Below are 16,389 nucleotides of genomic sequence, written 5' to 3'. Positions count from 1 at the left end.
CAAAAGAAATCCGCCATTCACCATGCCTCCTCGCTGAAAGCAGGTGAATCACATCAAAGCCTCGCTGTGAATCCCGTTTATGGGTCCGGACCCTAATTGAATAAATCGCTTGCCCGTCACGCGCTACAAATGTAGCTAGGCTACAAATGTAGCGCGAAAGGTGATTCGCATGTTGTCCAGCTTGCCGCCGCGGGAACGCGAGATCGTCGACATCCTCTACGAAAACGGCCCCTCGACCGTGCCGGAAATCGCCGCAGCGCTCAGCGATGCCCTGTCGGGCTCGGCGATCCGCGCGATGCTGAAGCGGCTTGAGGGCAAAGGCTTTGTCTCCCGCGAGCACTCGGACCGCGGCTTCCTCTATGCCCCCTGCGTCGAGGGAAAAGCCGCGAGCAAGTCGGCGCTCAGCCAGGTCGTACGCGTTTTCTTCAACGGCTCGCCCACCAGTGCCGCTGCCGCGCTGCTGGGCATGCAGGACGAAATGAGCGCGTCCGAACTCGACGAGCTTGAAAAACTGATCGCCGAGGCGCGCGACGCGAGGAGGTCATGATGATCACCGCAACCGTGCTGGCCGGGGTCGCCTGGAAATCGGCGCTGATCGCCGGCCTTACCTTGCTTCTCCTCCGCTTCGCGCGCACCCGCTCGGCCGCCGAGCGATCACTGATCGCGCATGTCGGCCTCGCCGCCCTGCTCGCCCTTCCGGTCGCAACCCTGCTGCTCCCGATATGGGCGCCGCTGCCCGCTGCCTGGTTTGCCGGAGCCGGCCCCGCGGCGGCGATCGCGCCAGGTGCAGGGCCGGTTGCCGCCGATTTCGCTTCCGCCGCGGCTTCAGTCCCGGCCGCGGCGGAGCGCGCCGCCGCTCCGGCGTCGTGGCTCGCCTCGCTGCCCGCACTTCCCGATCTTGCGCCCTGGGTCTATGCGCTGCCGCTCGCCCTGCTCTTCGCGACGATGCTGGTCGCCGTGGCGCGCCTGTTCGCCATGCGCGCCCGCGCAGACGTGCTCGTCCAACCCTCTTGGCTCTCGGCGCTGGCGGAGGCGCAGCGGCGCATGGGCTTCAAGCATGGCACCGCGCTGCTGGTCAGCGAGGAACTGCGCTCGCCGATCAGTTGGGGCGTGCTGCGCCCGACGATCGTCCTCAGCCCCAAGGCGGTCGAGGCGGTCGGCGAAGCCGAGGCAATCATCGCGCACGAGCTCGCGCATGTCGCGCGGCGCGACTGGGCGAAGCTGCTCGCCGCGCGGCTCGCCTGCGCGATATTCTGGTTCAACCCGCTCGTCTGGATGCTGGCACGCGAGAGCCATCAGCTGCGCGAGGAAGCCGCCGACGACGCGGTGCTGCTCGCCGACATCGACGGCCCCGACTATGCGACCCTGCTCGTCGGCGCCGCGCGGCATGACAATAAGGGAACGCTGATCGCCGCGCATGGCGTCGCGCCCGGCAAGAACAGCCTGAAGCGCCGTATCACCCGCGTTCTCGATGCGCGCGCCAAGCGCGGCCCGGCCAGCGCGAGCTGGTTCGCGATGGCGCTTGCCTTCCTCGCCGGGGTCACAGTCCCCCTCGCTGCCTTCTCGGCGACCGGCGCGCGCTCGGCAGACGAACCGGGCGGCGGGATCGCCGTCGCTGCTCCTGCCGCGGCGCCCAAGGCGGCAGCCTCCGCGCAAGGGAGGGAAGCACGCGCATCCGCTCAAACCGAACTGGCGGTCGACGAGCTCGTCAGCATGAAGGCGATGGGGATCACCCCCGACGACGTGCGCGGAATGCGGGGCGCCAAGGGCCTCGACCCCGACGATGTGATCGCCGCCAAGGCGACCGGCACCGCCCCGGCCTATCTGAACCGGATGCGCGCACTGTTTCCGAACGCCGATATGGACGATCTGATCGGCGCCTCGGTGCTCGGGATCGATACCAGCTATGCCCGCGAGATGCAGTCCTATTTCCCGGGCCTAGACCTCGACGACCTCGCCGGCATGCGGGCAGTCGGCGTCACCGGGTCCTTCGTGCGCGAGATGCGCAAATCGGGCGTCCGCGTGTCGGACCCCGACGATGCGATCGAGCTTCGGGTGACGCGCGGGGTCAATGTCTCGCAGATCGTGTCGCATGCCTTGACCACTGCGACCCGCGCCACGTCGGTCAGCGTCGGGGGCGACGGCGTGACGCCGCGCGCCGAACCGCCGCAGCCACCCGGCCCCCCGCAGCCACCCGCAACGAACGACTGACGCCGGGTGCCCGGCCGGGCGCCAAGCAGGAACCCCTGCCCCAAGATCTGAAATGCCGCATCGACGGCGAGCGACGGCGCTCGCCTGCGACCCGCGGTCCGGAGGAGACGTGCCATGAAAGCCCTGATCGTTACCGCCAGCCTCGCCATGCTGTCCGCACTCGCCTCAACGGCACCGCTGCAGTCCGCAGTGTCCCCCCCGGCGATGACCGACATACACTGGGACATCCTTCCTCCCGAAGGCAAGCGCCAAGGCGACGAGCCCCGCCTGCGCATCCGCTCCGACCAGTCGCACAGCAATCTCGCACTCGACGGCTCGCGCCCCGAGCTGGCGGCGGCAAAGCGCGCACTCGCGGGCACCGCGGGACCGGTCGCCTTTACCGTCGCACATCAGGCGGGCACATTGGCCTGCGACGGCCGCCTGTCGCGCCGCCACGAAGGCAAAGGCGGCTGCCGTTTCACCGCCGACCCCGGCTTCGAACAGGCGCTCGCAAAGCGCGCTATCCCGCCGGACGATCAGAGCGACCTGCTGGCTATGCTTCTCGTCAACGCGACGATCGAACTCGCCGACGGGCTTGCGGTTGCCGGCCTTCGCCCCGCGGATGCCGACCAGTTGATCGCTGCGGCGGCGCTGCACGTCACCCCTGCCTATGTACGCGATCTTCGTGCTGTGCCGATGAAGCTCGGGTCGCTCAATGACGCCTTCGCCTGCCGCGCGCTCGGCGTGAACGCTGCCTATGTCCGCGAGCTGGCAGGCGCCGGATACACCGATCTTTCGGTCGAGGATGTCATTGCGATGAAGGCGCTCGGCGTCAGCGGCGATTATGCCCGCCGGATGAATGCAGCCGCGGCGGCGGCGAGCCAGTGAAATTCGCCGCCAGCCTGCTCGCGATCGCCGCCGCCCCTTCCGTCCAGCCCGCGCTCGCGCAGGACGCGCCGGCGAGCGGCGAGGCGCCGCCGCCTGCAGCCGACGCGGCCGCCACGCTCGCGAAGGCACTTGCAGGGAAAGTCTACACCCCCGCAGATTTTGCCCGCTACGCGCCGAAAAACGCCTATGACATGCTGAACCAGGTTCCGGGCTTCTCCATCCGCGAGACTGACACGGTGCGCGGGCTTGGGCAGGCGACAGGCAATGTGCTGTTCAACGGCGCGCGGCCGTCGACCAAGTCGGACACGATCGCCGCCCAGTTGACGCGCATCCCCGCCGCCAATGTCGAGCGGATCGAGATCGTCGACGGCGCGAATCTCGACCTGCCCGGCCTTTCGGGGCAGGTCGCGAACATCGTCTTCCGCGCCGACAGCTTCTCGGGCCAATTCTCGTGGAAGCCCGAGTTCAGGCCGCATTACACCGACCCGCTGTTCACCCGCGCCGACATTTCGGTGCGGGGGCGCAAGGGGGACCTGGAATATGAACTTGGTCTCAACAACGATGCGAGTTCCCGTAGCGGCGCGGGCGGGGGCACCGTCATTACGGATGGTGCGGGCGCGATTCTCGAAAATCGCAAGGACATCTGGAACACGCATTATGACACCCCCAAGCTCTCCGCAAAGCTGACCTGGGATCCCGCGGGCGACAGCATCGCGCACCTTGGCGCTCATATTCAGCGCCGCTGGTATCGCTATAACGAGGACGGTGTCTGGACCGCACCCGGCGGGCTCGATCGCCTCCGCACCGTGCGCGAGACCGAGATGACCTGGAATTACGAGGTCAGCGGCGATTATCAGTTCGGTCTCGGCCCCGGAAAACTCAAGCTGATCGGCCTTCGCCGCTTCAGTCACGAGCCGGTGTCGCAGGAGGTGGTACTGCGCCCGACCGACGGTTCGCCCGCGAGCGGCGATTGCTTTACCCAGACCGGCAACGTCGGCGAAACGATCGCCCGCGGCGAATATGACTGGCGGATGTTCGGCGGCGACTGGCAGCTCTCGGGCGAAGCGGCCTTCAACACGCTCGGCAATGTCGCGCGGCTCTACGCACTCGATCCGGCCACCGACGATTTCGTCGAACTGCCCTTTCCCGAGGGAACGGGCGGTGTGCGCGAGGATCGCTATGAGGCGCTGCTGAGCTTTGGGCGCAAGTTGACGAACAAGCTGTCGTTCCAGCTCGTCGCAGGCGCCGAGCATTCGACGCTCGCCCAGGACGGCACAAACGGGCTTCGACGCAGCTTCTTCCGCCCCAAGGGCACGCTGACCCTCGCCTGGACGTCCGCAAAGGGGCTCGACCTGTCCTTGAAGGCACAGCGGCAGATCGAACAGCTCGATTTCTATGACTTTCTCGCCCGCGCCTTTCTCAACGACGACAATAATAACGCCGGCAACGCCGACCTCCGCCCGCAGCAGAATTGGCGCTATGAGTTCGAGGCGAACCAGTCGCTCGGCAAATGGGGCTCGGCCAAGCTCCAGCTCGTCTATGTCGATGCGAAGGACTTCGTCGACGTCGTCCCGGTCGACGGCGGCGAGTCGGTCGGGAATATCCCCAAAGCCTGGGCGGCGGCGGTCGCAGGGTCAGCGACAATCAATCTCGATCCGGCCGGGCTCAAGGGCGTGAAGATCGACTTGAGCGTCGATCTGGAGAAATCCGGCCTCCGCGACCCCTTCACCGGCGAGAAGCGCCAGTGGAGCGGCTTTCAGGATCGCTCGGCGGATTTCTCGCTCCGCCATGACATTCCCGGGAGCGACTGGGCGTGGGGCGCGAGCGCAAGCTACGGCCATTCCCAGCCCCATTACCGCCGCGACGAGGTCAACCGCACCTGGGAGGGGCCGGTGTTCGCCTCGCTGTTCGTCGAGAACAAGGATGTGATGGGCCTGACCGTGCGCGCCGAGTTTGCGAATGCGGTCAATGCGCGGTCGCGGCGCGAGCGGACGGTCTATGAGGGATTGCGCGCGGAAACCCCGGTCGCCTTCCACGAGAGCCGCGATCGGCTGATCGGCCCGATCTTCGCCTTCTCGGTGCGAGGGAAATTCTAGAAGCTCCACCTTGCGCGGAACGGCCCTGACGACCGGGTTCTGATATCCATTCAAATCGTCATCGCGAGGAGCGAAGCGTCGCGGCAATCAGCGTGTGAGTAAAGCGCTCTGGATTGCTTCGCTTTGCTCGCAACGAGGAGGATCCGTTTCCGCTCCACGCGGAACGAGGAAAATTCGACACATCCCCCAAATTCGAACAGCGGCCCGTCGCCGGCCGCGCCGCTTTGCGCCGAACCGAAATCGGCCCGCCCTGAGAAACCAACGCCCTGCCCCCTCCCGCAGTTGACGCGCCCTTGGGCGCGGTCACAAGCGGAAGTGGAGGCGGTCACCCGGGCCCAACGGTCCGGAACGCCCGAATTTCCAGACAGGGCGTTTTTGCGGATATGAGTTTTTTCCATCGCTTCGGGGCGGCGTCGCACGGCATCGCCATCGACCTCGGCACCGTCAACACAGTCGTCTATGTCCGCGACAAGGGGATTGTGCTCAACGAACCGTCGGTCGTCGCGCTCGAAACGCGCGACGGGGTACGGCGTGTCAAGGTCGTCGGCAACGAAGCCAAGCTGATGATGGGCAAGACGCCGGCGAATATCCAGGCAATCCGCCCGCTGCGCGACGGCGTGATCGCCGACATCGATGTCGCGGAACAGATGATCAAGCATTTCATTACCAAGGTGATGGACGGGCAGAGCCGCTTTCGTCAGCGCAGCCAGGTCGTGATCTGCGTGCCCTCGGGATCGACCATGGTCGAACGCCGCGCGATCCGCGACGCAGCTTCCAATGCGGGTGCGCTCACCGTCCAGCTCATCGAGGAATCGCTCGCTGCCGCGATCGGCGCCGGGCTGCAGGTCGCCGAACCGATGGGCGAAATGGTCGTCGACATCGGCGGCGGCACGACCGAGGTCGCGGTACTCTCGCTCGGCGGCATCGCCTACAGCAATTCGGTACGTGTTGGCGGCGACAAGATGGATGACATGATTTCCTCCTACATCCGCCGCAAACATAATCTGATGGTCGGCGAAATGACGGCCGAGCGGGTCAAGCTGACCATCGGCTGCGCAGTCGCACCCGAGGGCAGCGGGCTGGTCATGGGCGTGAAGGGCCGCGACCTTGTCAATGGTCGCCCCGCCGAGGTCCGGGTGTCCGAGGCCGAAGTTGCCGAAGCTCTTGCCGAGCCGGTCGGCCAGATCGTCAGCGCCGTGCGCGCGGCGCTCGAACAGACACCGCCCGAACTCGCGGCCGACATCATCGACGCCGGCATCACGCTGACCGGCGGCGGCGCGCTGCTCCGGCGCACCGACGAGGCGATCGCCAAGGCGACGGGTCTCGACGTCCGGGTTGCCGACGATGCGCTGATGTGCGTCGCAAAGGGCGCCGGGCATGCCCTTGAGGACAGCACCTATCGAAATGTGCTGATCGCCGCCTGACCGTCAGGAGCTAAGCGTAGGCGTCGATCGCCGCGAGGTGGCGGTCGCGTTCGTTCTGTTCCAGAAAGGATCCGGTGAAGCTGTTGCGCGCCAGCGCGACGAGCTCGGCGCGCGACAGGTCGAGTGCATCGGCGACCGCCTGATAATTGGCGTTTACATAGCCGCCGAAATAGGAGGGATCGTCCGAATTGACCGTGGCGGCGAGCCCGGCTTCGAGCATCCGTCGCAGCGGATGCGCCGCCATGTCATCGACGACGCAGAGCTTGAGATTCGAGAGCGGGCAGACGGTCAGGCACACCCCCGCTTCGGCAAGGCGGCGGACGAGCGCTGGATCCTCGAGGCTGCGGTTGCCATGATCGATGCGGTCGACCTTGAGAAGGTCGAGGGCTTCCTCGACATAGGCGGGCGGGCCTTCCTCGCCGGCATGCGCGACGAGTTTCAGCCCCAAAGAGCGCGCACGGGCGAAAACACGCTCGAATTTCGAGGGCGGATGGCCGACCTCGGATGAATCGAGCCCGACGCCGTCGATGCGTTCGACAAAGGGCAGCGCAGCATCGAGCGTCGCCTCGGCGTCCGCCTCGCTGAGGTGGCGGAGAAAACAGAGGATCAGCTTCGAGGTCAGACCGTGTTGCTCGCGCGCTTCGTCCAGCGCACGCGTAATCCCCGCGATCACGGTGCTAAAGGAAACCCCGCGCTCGGTATGCCCCTGCGGATCGAAAAATATCTCGACGTGGCGGACATTGTCGCCCCGGGCGCGGGCGAGATAGGCGGCGGTGAGCTCGTAGAAATCCTGCTCGGTCAGAAGCACGCGCATGCCCTGATAATAGATATCGAGGAAGTCCTGGAGATTCGAGAAAGCATAGGCCTCGCGCACCTCCTCGACGCTCGCGAAGGGGATTGCGACGCCGTTGCGCTGCGCGAGCCCGAACATGAGCTCAGGTTCGAGCGAGCCCTCGATATGAAGATGCAGCTCCGCCTTCGGGAGCCGTGCAATGAAGGCGGCCCGCTCGGCGGCCGAAGCAAAGCCTTCAGCCATGGGGCGCCTTCTCCTCGCCCAGAATGATCGCGGCCTCAAGCTTGTGGCAGCGGATTTCGTCGACCGACAGGCCGTGGAACTCGTGCGGAAAGATCAGCCAGCGGTCGGTTTCGTGGACGAAAAAGTCGGGGGCGAGGTCGGTAACGTTGCGGCGCGGCTTGTACCACACGGTCGCAATGCGGATGTCGCGCGGCATATTGTGGCGGCACCGCGCCCGCAGTTCGCCGATAAATGCGCGGATGCTGCGCCCGGAATCGAACACGTCGTCGATGATGAGAAGGCGGTCGTCGGGGTTCAGCGTGTCGATCAGATAGCCGAGCGCGAACACCTTCACTTCAGGATCCTGCCGGTCGATATCATGATAGGATGAGGTACGGATCGCGATATGATCGCAAGGCCGCCCGTGATAGTCGAGCAGTTCCTGGACCGCGATTCCCACCGGCGCGCCGCCGCGCCAGATGCCGACGAGATGGGTCGGCGCAAAGCCGCTTTCGAGGATCTGCATGCCGAGCCGCAACGAGTCGGCGAGCAGCCGGTTCGCGTCGATGTAGATTTTCCCGTCGTCGCTCATGATCGGGGTTTAGGCCTGCCCCGCCCCGCTCGCAAGCTGAGCCGGTCAAACGGTCAGCACGATCTTTCCGACATGCGCGCCGGCCTGCATCCGCGCATGGGCAGCGGCAGCTTCCGCGAGCGGGAAAACCTCGTCCATCGCGGGCCTCCACGCGCCTTCGCAGAGCAGGGGCCAGACGGCGCGGTGGATCTCGTCGGCAAGCGCAGCCTTGAACTCGGCGCTGCGCGCGCGCAGCGTCGATCCGGTCAGCGTCAGGCGCCGCCGCATCACGTCCGACATGTCGATTTCCGCTTTGGCGCCGCGCTGAAAGGCGATGCTGACGTGGCGGCCATCCTCGGCGAGCGCTGCAAGGTTGCGCGGCACATAGTCGCCACCGACCATGTCGAGCACAGCGTCGACACCGCGTCCGCCGGTAAAGGCCTTCACCGCAGCGACATAATCCTCGCTTGAATAATCGACAGCGAGATCGGCGCCGAGCGCGCGCGCGGCCTCGCACTTCTTCGCGCTGCCGCAGGTCACGATCACCCGGATGTCGAACAGGCGGCAGAGCCCGATCGCGGTGGTGCCGATGCCGCTGGTGCCGCCGTGGACAAGCACCATGTCCCCTTCCTTGACCCAGGCGCGCTCGAAGAGGTTGTGCCAGACGGTGAACATCGTCTCGGGCAGCGCCGCGGCCTCGGCCATCGAATAGCCCTTGGGCACCGGCAGGCAGCTTCCCGCGGGCGCGACGCAATATTCGGCATAGCCGCCGCCTGCGACGAGCGCGCACACCGCCTGCCCCAGATGTTCGGGATCACCCCCCGGACCGATGGCAACCACAGTCCCCGCGACCTCCAGCCCTGGCAGGTCGGACGCGCCGGGCGGCGGCGGATAATAACCCATGCGCTGCAGCACGTCAGGACGATTGACCCCGGCGGCCGATACACGAATCAGCACCTCGCCCGGCCCCGGGCGCGGCACGGCGCGCGTCTCGCGCAAGAGAACCTCTGGACCGCCCGGTTCGGCGATGGCGACGACGGTCATGCTGTCGGGCAGGCTGGTCACCCTATTTCCCCCACTTCCCATATATTTCTCGATTGGCGCGCCTTATTGACAGGCGCGGCGCGCCGGTCAACAGTCACGCTTTCGAAATGCAGGGACCAGCGAGAAAGGACACGCCATGGACGATGACGACCTTCCCCGCCGCCAGGGCGACGCGCTCGCTGCCCTGACCCGCCAGCCGCTCGATCCGCTGTCGATCGACGAGCTCGACGAACGTATTGCCCTGCTTCAGGCCGAGATCGAGCGCGTCCAGGCGCACAAGGCCGCCGCGGGAAGCTTCAAGGCAAGCGCGGAGGCGCTATTCAGGAAAGGGTAGCGCGGCGCGGCGCGGCCGAACCCATCCGCAAGAGAAGCTTGTCCTTCAGGACATAGTGGTGGAAGAGCGCGGCCGCGGCATGGAGGCCGATCAGCCAATATCCGATCGTGCCGCCCAATTCGTGGAGCGCCTCGACCGTCTCGGCGAGGCCCTCGTTCGGGGCGATGAGCGGCGGCAGCTCCAGCCCGAAAAAGGGGATGAGCTTTCCTTCGGCGCTCAGGACGAGCCAGCCGGCGAGTGGCATGCCGATCATGAGCAGATAAAGAGCAAAATGGGCCAATGCCGCGATCAACCGCCGCCAAGGAGGGTCCGCCAGGGGCGCCGGTGCCGGCCAGACCAGCCGTGCCATTATCCGGATCCACACAAGCCCGAAAACCGAAAGACCGAGCATGAAATGCCATTCCTTGAATCCCTCGCGAATGTCGCTGCCCTTCGGCCAGAACTCCCGGAACTCGATTGCCGCATAGACGGCAGCGATGATGAGCACCATCAACCAGTGAAGCAGGATCGATGCCCGGGCATATCGTCCGGATTCGTTGGGTGCTTTCATGGAATTTCTCCTCCACGCCAACGCACCACAATTTAGCCTTTTCGGCATTGATCCTCGTCAAACAAGGCGGCGATCGACGTGCGGGCCTTGCCCGCCTTCGTCCACGAGGAATTGAAAATGGCGATTTCGCAAGCACCGTTAACCATAGCGCAAGCCGGGCATCCTAATTTAGCCCCTGCCTCCGCTTTTCCCTTGCGGCGGGGCGGCGGCATCGCCACCTTAGCGTCCTAGGGGCGGCCTCTCCCCGGCTGGTCCCGCAAGGAGAACGACCATGCCGTCCTTTTCGGAGTCCCTCGAAAAGACCCTGCACAATGCGCTGAAAGCCGCGTCGGAGCGCCACCACGAATATGCGACGCTCGAGCATCTGCTCTATGCGCTGATCAACGATGATCATGCAGCGGAGGTCATGCGCGCCTGCGGCGTTACTCTCGATGATCTCCAGTCGGCGGTGGTCCATTATCTCGATACCGAACTCGATAGCCTGAAAGTGGAAGGACATAGCGACCCCAGCCCCACCAGCGGCTTTCAGCGGGTCGTCCAGCGCGCAATTTTGCACGTTCAGTCCTCGGGCAAGGACGAGGTCACGGGCGCCAACGTGCTCGTTGCCCTCTTCTCCGAGCGCGAAAGCTATGCCGTCTATTTCCTCCAGCAGCAGGATCTGACGCGTCTCGACGCCGTATCCTATCTCAGCCACGGGGTGGGCAAGGGAGGCAAGCCCGCCGCGCAGGCGGAGCCTGAAGAAAAGGAGGAGGCGAAAGACAAGGAGGGCGCGAAGAACAAGAAGGAAACTGCGCTCGACCAGTTCACCGTCAATCTCAACGAGAAGGCGAAAGGCGGCAAGGTCGATCCGCTGATCGGCCGCAGCGCCGAGGTCGACCGCACGATCCAGATCCTCTGCCGTCGCAGCAAGAACAACCCGCTGTATGTCGGCGACCCCGGCGTGGGAAAGACCGCGATCGCCGAGGGACTTGCGCGCAAGATCGTCGAGGGCGACGTGCCCGAGGTTCTGAAGGAAGCGGTGATCTATTCGCTCGATATGGGCGCGCTGCTCGCCGGCACGCGTTACCGCGGCGATTTCGAGGAGCGGCTGAAGCAGGTGGTGTCCGAACTCGAAGGCCTGCCGCACGCGATCCTCTTTATCGACGAAATCCACACGGTCATCGGTGCCGGCGCCACCAGCGGCGGCGCGATGGATGCCTCGAACCTTCTGAAACCCGCGCTGTCGGGGGGCGTCATCCGCTGCATCGGGTCGACCACCTACAAGGAGTTTCGCAACCACTTCGAGAAGGACCGCGCGCTGCTGCGCCGCTTCCAAAAGATCGACGTGATCGAACCGAGCCTGGAAGACACCAAGAAGATCCTCGCCGGACTCCGCGAAGCGTTCGAGAGCCATCACAACGTCAAATATACAAATGATGCGATCAACGCCGCGGTCGACCTCTCGGCGCGCTACATCAATGACCGCAAGCTTCCCGACAAGGCGATCGACGTGATTGACGAGGTCGGCGCGATGCAGATGCTGGTGCCGCCCTCGAAGCGGCGCAAGACGATCACGGCCAGGGAGATTGAGGCGGTGATCGCGACCATGGCGCGCATCCCGCCCAAGTCGGTATCGAGCGACGACAAGCGCGTACTCGAAACCCTCGAAACCGACCTCAAGCGCGTCGTGTTCGGCCAGAATGTCGCGATCGAGGTGCTGTCGTCGGCGATCAAGCTGAGCCGCGCCGGCCTCCGCGATCCCGAGAAGCCGATCGGTAACTATCTCTTCTCCGGCCCCACCGGCGTCGGCAAGACCGAGGTGGCAAAGCAGCTCGCGCACCTGCTCGGCATTCCGCTCCAGCGGTTCGACATGTCGGAATATATGGAGCGACATTCGGTGAGCCGCCTGATCGGGGCGCCTCCGGGCTATGTCGGCTATGATCAGGGCGGTCTCCTCACCGATGCGATCGACCAGAACCCGCACTGCGTGCTGCTGCTCGACGAGATCGAGAAGGCGCACCCCGACCTGTTCAACATCCTCTTGCAGGTGATGGATCATGGCCGGCTGACCGACCATCACGGCAAGACGGTCGATTTCCGCAACGTCATCCTGATCATGACGACCAACGCGGGCGCGAGCGACATGGCGCGCGAGTCGATCGGCTTTGGCCAGGCGACGCGCGAGGATGCGCAGGAGGAAGCGGTAAAGAACCTCTTCACCCCCGAATTCCGCAACCGCCTCGATGCGATCGTGCCGTTTGGCTATCTGCCGCCCGAGGTCGTCGCGCGCGTGGTCGACAAGTTCATCCTGGAGCTCGAACTCCAGCTCGCCGACCGCAACGTCCACATCCAGCTCGACGATGCGGCTCGCGGGTGGCTGACCGCCAAGGGCTACGACAAGCTCTACGGCGCGCGTCCGATGGGCCGCCTGATCCAGGAAAAGATCAAGCAGCCGCTCGCCGAAGAACTGCTCTTCGGCAAGCTCGTCCACGGCGGCGAGGTCAAGGTGAAGATGAAGGAGGGCGAAGACGCCAAGGTCGGCAACCCGCTCACCTTCGAAATCACCCCCGCACCGCCCAAGGGCGGCAAGAGCAAGGCGAAGGGCAAGACCGAGAAGGCGGCCGAATAGCGATGATGCATTGCAGGGCGGTCGATGGGTCTTCGGGATTGCCGCGACTGCCCTGTTCGCATTCGGAGGGGAAACTCACGGCTGCGGGAAAAGCTTACAGAATGTCAAAGGAAGACATTCACCCGCTCGCAATCGGGCGCGGCGGATGCATAGCGTCCGACCGTATAACCATAGATGGTTCCCGTCCGGTTCATATATCGACAGCAACCGCATAATCCCCAGGATAGCGGATGGGTTTTTCCTTCCGGCACCGCCCGTTTTCGAGAAAGTGCCTGGCGCGACGGATTTCCTCCTCGTGACCGATTGGGCTCCGTCGGGCCCTGACATCGCGCCCCTCGCATTTCGGCGCCACATGGCCTATATCCCCCCCATGTACGACTATATTTCCGTCACGACCGCCGATGCCGCGGCCCCGACTCCCGTCCGCGACGGCACGATCAAGCTGCACGATGCGGCGGGCTTTGCCGGGATGCGCAAGGCGGGGCGGCTGTCGGCTGAGATTCTCGACGCGCTCGTCCCCTTCATTCAGCCCGGCGTGACGACCGCCGCGATCGACGACCTTGTGCGCACCATGATGCTGGAGGGCGGCGGCATTCCCGCGACGCTTGGCTACCGCGGTTTCACCCATAGCTGCTGCACCAGCATCAACCATGTCGTCTGCCACGGGATTCCCGACGACAAGCCGTTGCGCGAGGGCGATATCATCAATGTCGACGTCACGAGCATCGTCGACGGCTGGCACGGCGACACGAGCCGCATGTATCTGGTCGGCGACGTGCCGATCAAGGCGCGGCGGCTGGTCGAGGTGACCTATGAATGCCTGATGCTGGGCATCGAGCAGGCAAAGCCCGGCAACAGGATGGGCGATGTCGCGCACGCCATCCAGAGCCATGCCGAGCGCCATCGCTATTCGGTAGTCCGCGACTTCTGCGGTCACGGGCTCGGCCAGATGTTCCACGACGCACCCGAGGTCGTCCACGCCGGCCGCCCCGGCACGGGTCCGGAGCTCAAGCCCGGCATGTTCTTCACCATCGAGCCGATGATCAACACCGGCAAATATGCGGTGAAGATGCTGCCCGACGGCTGGACTGCGGTAACGCGCGACCGCTCGCTTTCGGCGCAGTTCGAGCACAGCATCGGCATCACCGAGGACGGCTGCGAGATCTTCACCGCAAGCCCGAAGGGGCTGAACGCGCCGCCCTGGCAATAGAAGGCTTTCGGTTCGTGCGGAGGCGGCGGGATCCCTCCCGCTCGTGCTGATCTTGAAGCGCGGATTTCGATCGCATCCGCAGAATGATCCTTCGAGAAGCGCAGGGCGAGCGGCTCTGGGTTTGCGGGTACTCGCGCCCGCGTAAGCCAACCCTTCCGCCTTTTCTGCTTTTCCCCTTGCACCCCGCCCCCTTCCGGCGCAGACTTGACGTAAACGTCAAGCATAGGCGCGGGAGAGGATTATGGTGAAGAAGGTCTTTTCGGCGGCGCTGCTGAGCTGCGCGGCGCTGGCGCTGACGGCGTGCAATGCGTCGAAGAATGACAGCATTTCGAGCGGCGCATCGCTCGACGATGCCGAGAAGGCCAGCGAGACGCTGCTGAAGACCGGTGGCACCGGCGACGACTGGGCCGGCATAGGCTACAGCTATGACGAACAGCGTTTCAGCCCGCTGACCGACATCAACGACAAGAATGTCGGCGAACTCGGCATCGCCTGGTACGCCGATCTCGAGGACGCGCGCGGGCAGGAGGCGACCCCGGTGGTCGTCGATGGTGTCCTCTATGTCAGCCACGCCTGGTCGAAGGTCGATGCCTGGGACGCCGCGAGTGGCAAGAAGCTGTGGAGCTTTGACCCCAAGGTCCCGGGAGAACGCGCGGTGAGTGCGTGCTGCGACGTTGTCAATCGCGGCGTCGCTGTGTGGGGTGACAAAGTCTTCGTCGGCGCCCTCGATGGCCGCCTGATCGCCCTCGACCGCAAGACGGGGCAGGAAATCTGGTCGACGCAGACCTTCGACAAGCGCAAACCCTATACAATTACCGGGGCGCCGCGCGTCGTGAAGGACATGGTGCTGATCGGCAATGGCGGCGCCGAATTCGGTGTACGCGGCTATGTCACCGCCTATGACGCCGATACGGGCAAGCAGCGCTGGCGCTTCTATACCGTGCCCAACCCCGCCAAGCGCGCCGACAACGCCGCGAGCGATGCCATCTTCGCTTCGAAAGCCAATGCCACCTGGTCCAACGAGGGCGAATGGAAAGTCTCGGGCGGCGGCGGCACCGTGTGGGACGCGATCGTCTATGACAAGGATCTCGACCAGATCTATCTGGGCGTGGGTAACGGCAATCCCTGGAACCACGGAACGCGCTCCAACGGCGAGGGCGATAACTGGTTTCTGTCCTCAGTTGTCGCGCTCGACGCCGCGACCGGTGCCTATAAATGGCATTACCAGGAAACCCCAGCCGAAACCTGGGACTATACCGCGACCCAGCCGATCATCCTTGCCGAGCAGCCGGTCGACGGCAAGCCGGTGAAGGTCTTGTATCATGCGCCCAAAAACGGTTTTTTCTTCACGATCGACCGCACCACGGGCAGGCTCATCGACGCAAAGCCCTTCGTCGACGGCATCAACTGGGCAACGGGCTACGACCTTGCGACGGGCCGCCCGATCGAAAATCCCGAAGCGCGCTTCTACAAGACCGGCAAGCCTTTCATCGCCGTTCCGGGCGCGCTCGGCGCGCACAATTGGCATCCGATGAGCTTCAATCCGAAGACGGGCCTTGTCTATATCCCGGCCCAGCAGATTCCGCAGGGCTATCTTCAGGACATGGACGAGCTCGACAAGCGCAAGGTGCTCGGATTCAACGTCGGCACCTCGCTCGACAAGACGATGCTGCCTGACGATGTCGCCGCTTTCAAGGCGGCCATTGCCGCGACGACCGGACGCCTCGTCGCCTTCGACCCGCGCACCGGCAAGATCGCCTGGGGCGTCGACTATCCAGCCGCATGGAACGGCGGCACGATGACGACTGCGGGCAATCTTGTCTTCCAGGGCACGAGCACCGGCCGCTTCCGCGCCTATTCGGCCGACAGCGGCAAGCAGCTCCTCGATCTCGACATGCAGTCGGGGATCGTCAGCGCGCCGTCGACTTTCCGCGTGGGCGGCGTTCAATATATCGCCTTCCAGACCGGCAAGGGCGGCGCCTTCCCGCTCGTGGCAGGCGTCGCCGGGGGGGTGACGCGCAAGGTGCCGAACCTCCCGCGCCTCGTGGTGCTCAAGCTCGGCGGCTCGGTGGAGCTCCCCGCGCCGCCGGCGACCACGACGCTCGCGTGGAACCCGCCGCCGCAATTTGGCAGTGCGGCCCAGGTCGCGGCGGGCAAGGCGCGGTACGGCCGCTACTGCCAAGTCTGCCACGGCGACAGCGCAATCGGCAATGGCTTCACCCCCGATCTTCGCGTCTCCGCCACACTCTCCAACGCTGAGGCTTGGAAGGACGTGATCCTCGGCGGCGCGCTCCAGGATCGGGGCATGGTCAGCTTCGCCCGTGTCCTCTCCGACGCCGACGCCGAGGCCATTCGCGCTTACGTCATCGACCGCTCGAACTGGACCAAGGCCAACCTGCCTGAAGCATCGGTACCGGTCGGGCGATAAAGCGGCGGGCGCTTCGCGCACTGGCCTGCGC

General features: G+C 65.1%; 13 protein-coding genes. 9 read left to right on the top strand and 4 right to left on the bottom strand.

The window, feature by feature from the left end; translation table 11 throughout:
• Positions 1 to 169 precede the first annotated feature (169 nt).
• The 5 genes from B5X69_RS08740 (at position 170) to B5X69_RS08715 (ending at position 6,598) form a co-directional block, all read left to right on the top strand.
• Positions 170 to 547, top strand: a complete 378-nt coding sequence (locus B5X69_RS08740; RefSeq protein WP_079638316.1) for a BlaI/MecI/CopY family transcriptional regulator — start codon at positions 170 to 172, stop codon at positions 545 to 547.
• Positions 547 to 2,211: a M56 family metallopeptidase gene (locus B5X69_RS08735; RefSeq protein WP_139375724.1), complete on the top strand. Its 1,665-nt coding sequence runs from the start codon at positions 547 to 549 to the stop codon at positions 2,209 to 2,211. Before B5X69_RS08740 ends, B5X69_RS08735 begins: the two co-directional genes overlap by 1 nt.
• A gap of 114 nt (positions 2,212 to 2,325) precedes the next feature.
• Positions 2,326 to 3,078: a hypothetical protein gene (locus B5X69_RS08730; protein ID WP_079638314.1), complete on the top strand. Its 753-nt coding sequence runs from the start codon at positions 2,326 to 2,328 to the stop codon at positions 3,076 to 3,078.
• Positions 3,075 to 5,174 carry a TonB-dependent receptor plug domain-containing protein gene (locus B5X69_RS08725; protein ID WP_079638313.1) on the top strand — a complete coding sequence of 700 codons (2,100 nt, stop codon included), beginning with the start codon at positions 3,075 to 3,077 and terminating at the stop codon, positions 5,172 to 5,174. Before B5X69_RS08730 ends, B5X69_RS08725 begins: the two co-directional genes overlap by 4 nt.
• 383 nt (positions 5,175 to 5,557) lie before the next feature.
• On the top strand, positions 5,558 to 6,598 hold the full coding sequence (locus tag B5X69_RS08715; RefSeq protein ID WP_079638311.1) for a rod shape-determining protein: 1,041 nt from the start codon (positions 5,558 to 5,560) through the stop codon (positions 6,596 to 6,598).
• A gap of 10 nt (positions 6,599 to 6,608) precedes the next feature.
• Here B5X69_RS08715 and B5X69_RS08710 read toward each other — a convergent pair whose 3' ends face one another.
• Genes B5X69_RS08710 through B5X69_RS08700 form a run of 3 tightly spaced genes read right to left on the bottom strand, consistent with a single transcriptional unit; the run spans position 6,609 to position 9,249 of the window.
• Positions 6,609 to 7,634 carry an adenosine deaminase gene (locus B5X69_RS08710; protein ID WP_079638310.1) on the bottom strand — a complete coding sequence of 342 codons (1,026 nt, stop codon included), beginning with the start codon at positions 7,632 to 7,634 and terminating at the stop codon, positions 6,609 to 6,611.
• Positions 7,627 to 8,205, bottom strand: coding sequence for a phosphoribosyltransferase (locus tag B5X69_RS08705; RefSeq protein WP_079638309.1), 579 nt, complete (start codon positions 8,203 to 8,205; stop codon positions 7,627 to 7,629). The genes B5X69_RS08710 and B5X69_RS08705 overlap by 8 nt, the downstream gene beginning before the upstream one ends.
• A 45-nt stretch (positions 8,206 to 8,250) precedes the next feature.
• Positions 8,251 to 9,249 (bottom strand): NAD(P)H-quinone oxidoreductase, encoded by a 999-nt coding sequence (locus B5X69_RS08700; RefSeq protein ID WP_079638308.1) that lies wholly within the window; start codon positions 9,247 to 9,249, stop codon positions 8,251 to 8,253.
• A 115-nt stretch (positions 9,250 to 9,364) separates the two neighbouring features.
• On the opposite strand from B5X69_RS08700, the gene B5X69_RS08695 reads away from it, so the two are divergent.
• On the top strand, positions 9,365 to 9,562 hold the full coding sequence (locus tag B5X69_RS08695) for a DUF1192 domain-containing protein (protein WP_079638307.1): 198 nt from the start codon (positions 9,365 to 9,367) through the stop codon (positions 9,560 to 9,562).
• On the opposite strand, the gene B5X69_RS08690 is transcribed toward B5X69_RS08695, so the two are convergent.
• Positions 9,549 to 10,112 carry a cytochrome b gene (locus B5X69_RS08690; RefSeq protein WP_079638306.1) on the bottom strand — a complete coding sequence of 188 codons (564 nt, stop codon included), beginning with the start codon at positions 10,110 to 10,112 and terminating at the stop codon, positions 9,549 to 9,551. The two genes, B5X69_RS08695 and B5X69_RS08690, sit on opposite strands and share 14 nt — an antisense overlap.
• Positions 10,113 to 10,383: 271 nt before the next feature.
• Between B5X69_RS08690 and clpA the strand changes: the two genes are divergently transcribed.
• The 3 genes from clpA to B5X69_RS08675 all read left to right on the top strand — a co-directional run bounded on the left by clpA (position 10,384) and on the right by B5X69_RS08675 (position 16,358).
• On the top strand, positions 10,384 to 12,720 hold the full coding sequence (gene clpA, locus B5X69_RS08685) for an ATP-dependent Clp protease ATP-binding subunit ClpA (RefSeq protein ID WP_079638305.1): 2,337 nt from the start codon (positions 10,384 to 10,386) through the stop codon (positions 12,718 to 12,720).
• Positions 12,721 to 13,090: 370 nt separating this feature from the next.
• Complete coding sequence (gene map / locus B5X69_RS08680; RefSeq protein WP_079638330.1) at positions 13,091 to 13,930, top strand: type I methionyl aminopeptidase; 840 nt, start codon at positions 13,091 to 13,093, stop codon at positions 13,928 to 13,930.
• A gap of 241 nt (positions 13,931 to 14,171) precedes the next feature.
• Complete coding sequence (locus B5X69_RS08675; protein ID WP_079638304.1) at positions 14,172 to 16,358, top strand: PQQ-dependent dehydrogenase, methanol/ethanol family; 2,187 nt, start codon at positions 14,172 to 14,174, stop codon at positions 16,356 to 16,358.
• Positions 16,359 to 16,389 lie beyond the last annotated feature (31 nt).

This window comes from Sphingopyxis flava (genome assembly GCF_900168005.1).
Classification (GTDB): Bacteria; Pseudomonadota; Alphaproteobacteria; order Sphingomonadales; family Sphingomonadaceae; genus Sphingopyxis; species Sphingopyxis flava.
This window is presented reverse-complemented; position numbering and strand designations above follow the sequence as displayed.

Coding starts and splice junctions, on each gene's coding strand:
- B5X69_RS08715 (WP_079638311.1), top strand. CDS start 5,558: ATGAGTTTTTTCCATCGCTTCGGGGCGGCGTCGCACGGCATCGCCATC.
- clpA (WP_079638305.1), top strand. CDS start 10,384: ATGCCGTCCTTTTCGGAGTCCCTCGAAAAGACCCTGCACAATGCGCTG.
- B5X69_RS08740 (WP_079638316.1), top strand. CDS start 170: ATGTTGTCCAGCTTGCCGCCGCGGGAACGCGAGATCGTCGACATCCTC.
- B5X69_RS08710 (WP_079638310.1), bottom strand. CDS start 7,634: ATGGCTGAAGGCTTTGCTTCGGCCGCCGAGCGGGCCGCCTTCATTGCA.
- B5X69_RS08695 (WP_079638307.1), top strand. CDS start 9,365: ATGGACGATGACGACCTTCCCCGCCGCCAGGGCGACGCGCTCGCTGCC.
- B5X69_RS08690 (WP_079638306.1), bottom strand. CDS start 10,112: ATGAAAGCACCCAACGAATCCGGACGATATGCCCGGGCATCGATCCTG.
- B5X69_RS08735 (WP_139375724.1), top strand. CDS start 547: ATGATCACCGCAACCGTGCTGGCCGGGGTCGCCTGGAAATCGGCGCTG.
- B5X69_RS08730 (WP_079638314.1), top strand. CDS start 2,326: ATGAAAGCCCTGATCGTTACCGCCAGCCTCGCCATGCTGTCCGCACTC.
- B5X69_RS08675 (WP_079638304.1), top strand. CDS start 14,172: ATGGTGAAGAAGGTCTTTTCGGCGGCGCTGCTGAGCTGCGCGGCGCTG.
- map (WP_079638330.1), top strand. CDS start 13,091: ATGTACGACTATATTTCCGTCACGACCGCCGATGCCGCGGCCCCGACT.
- B5X69_RS08705 (WP_079638309.1), bottom strand. CDS start 8,205: ATGAGCGACGACGGGAAAATCTACATCGACGCGAACCGGCTGCTCGCC.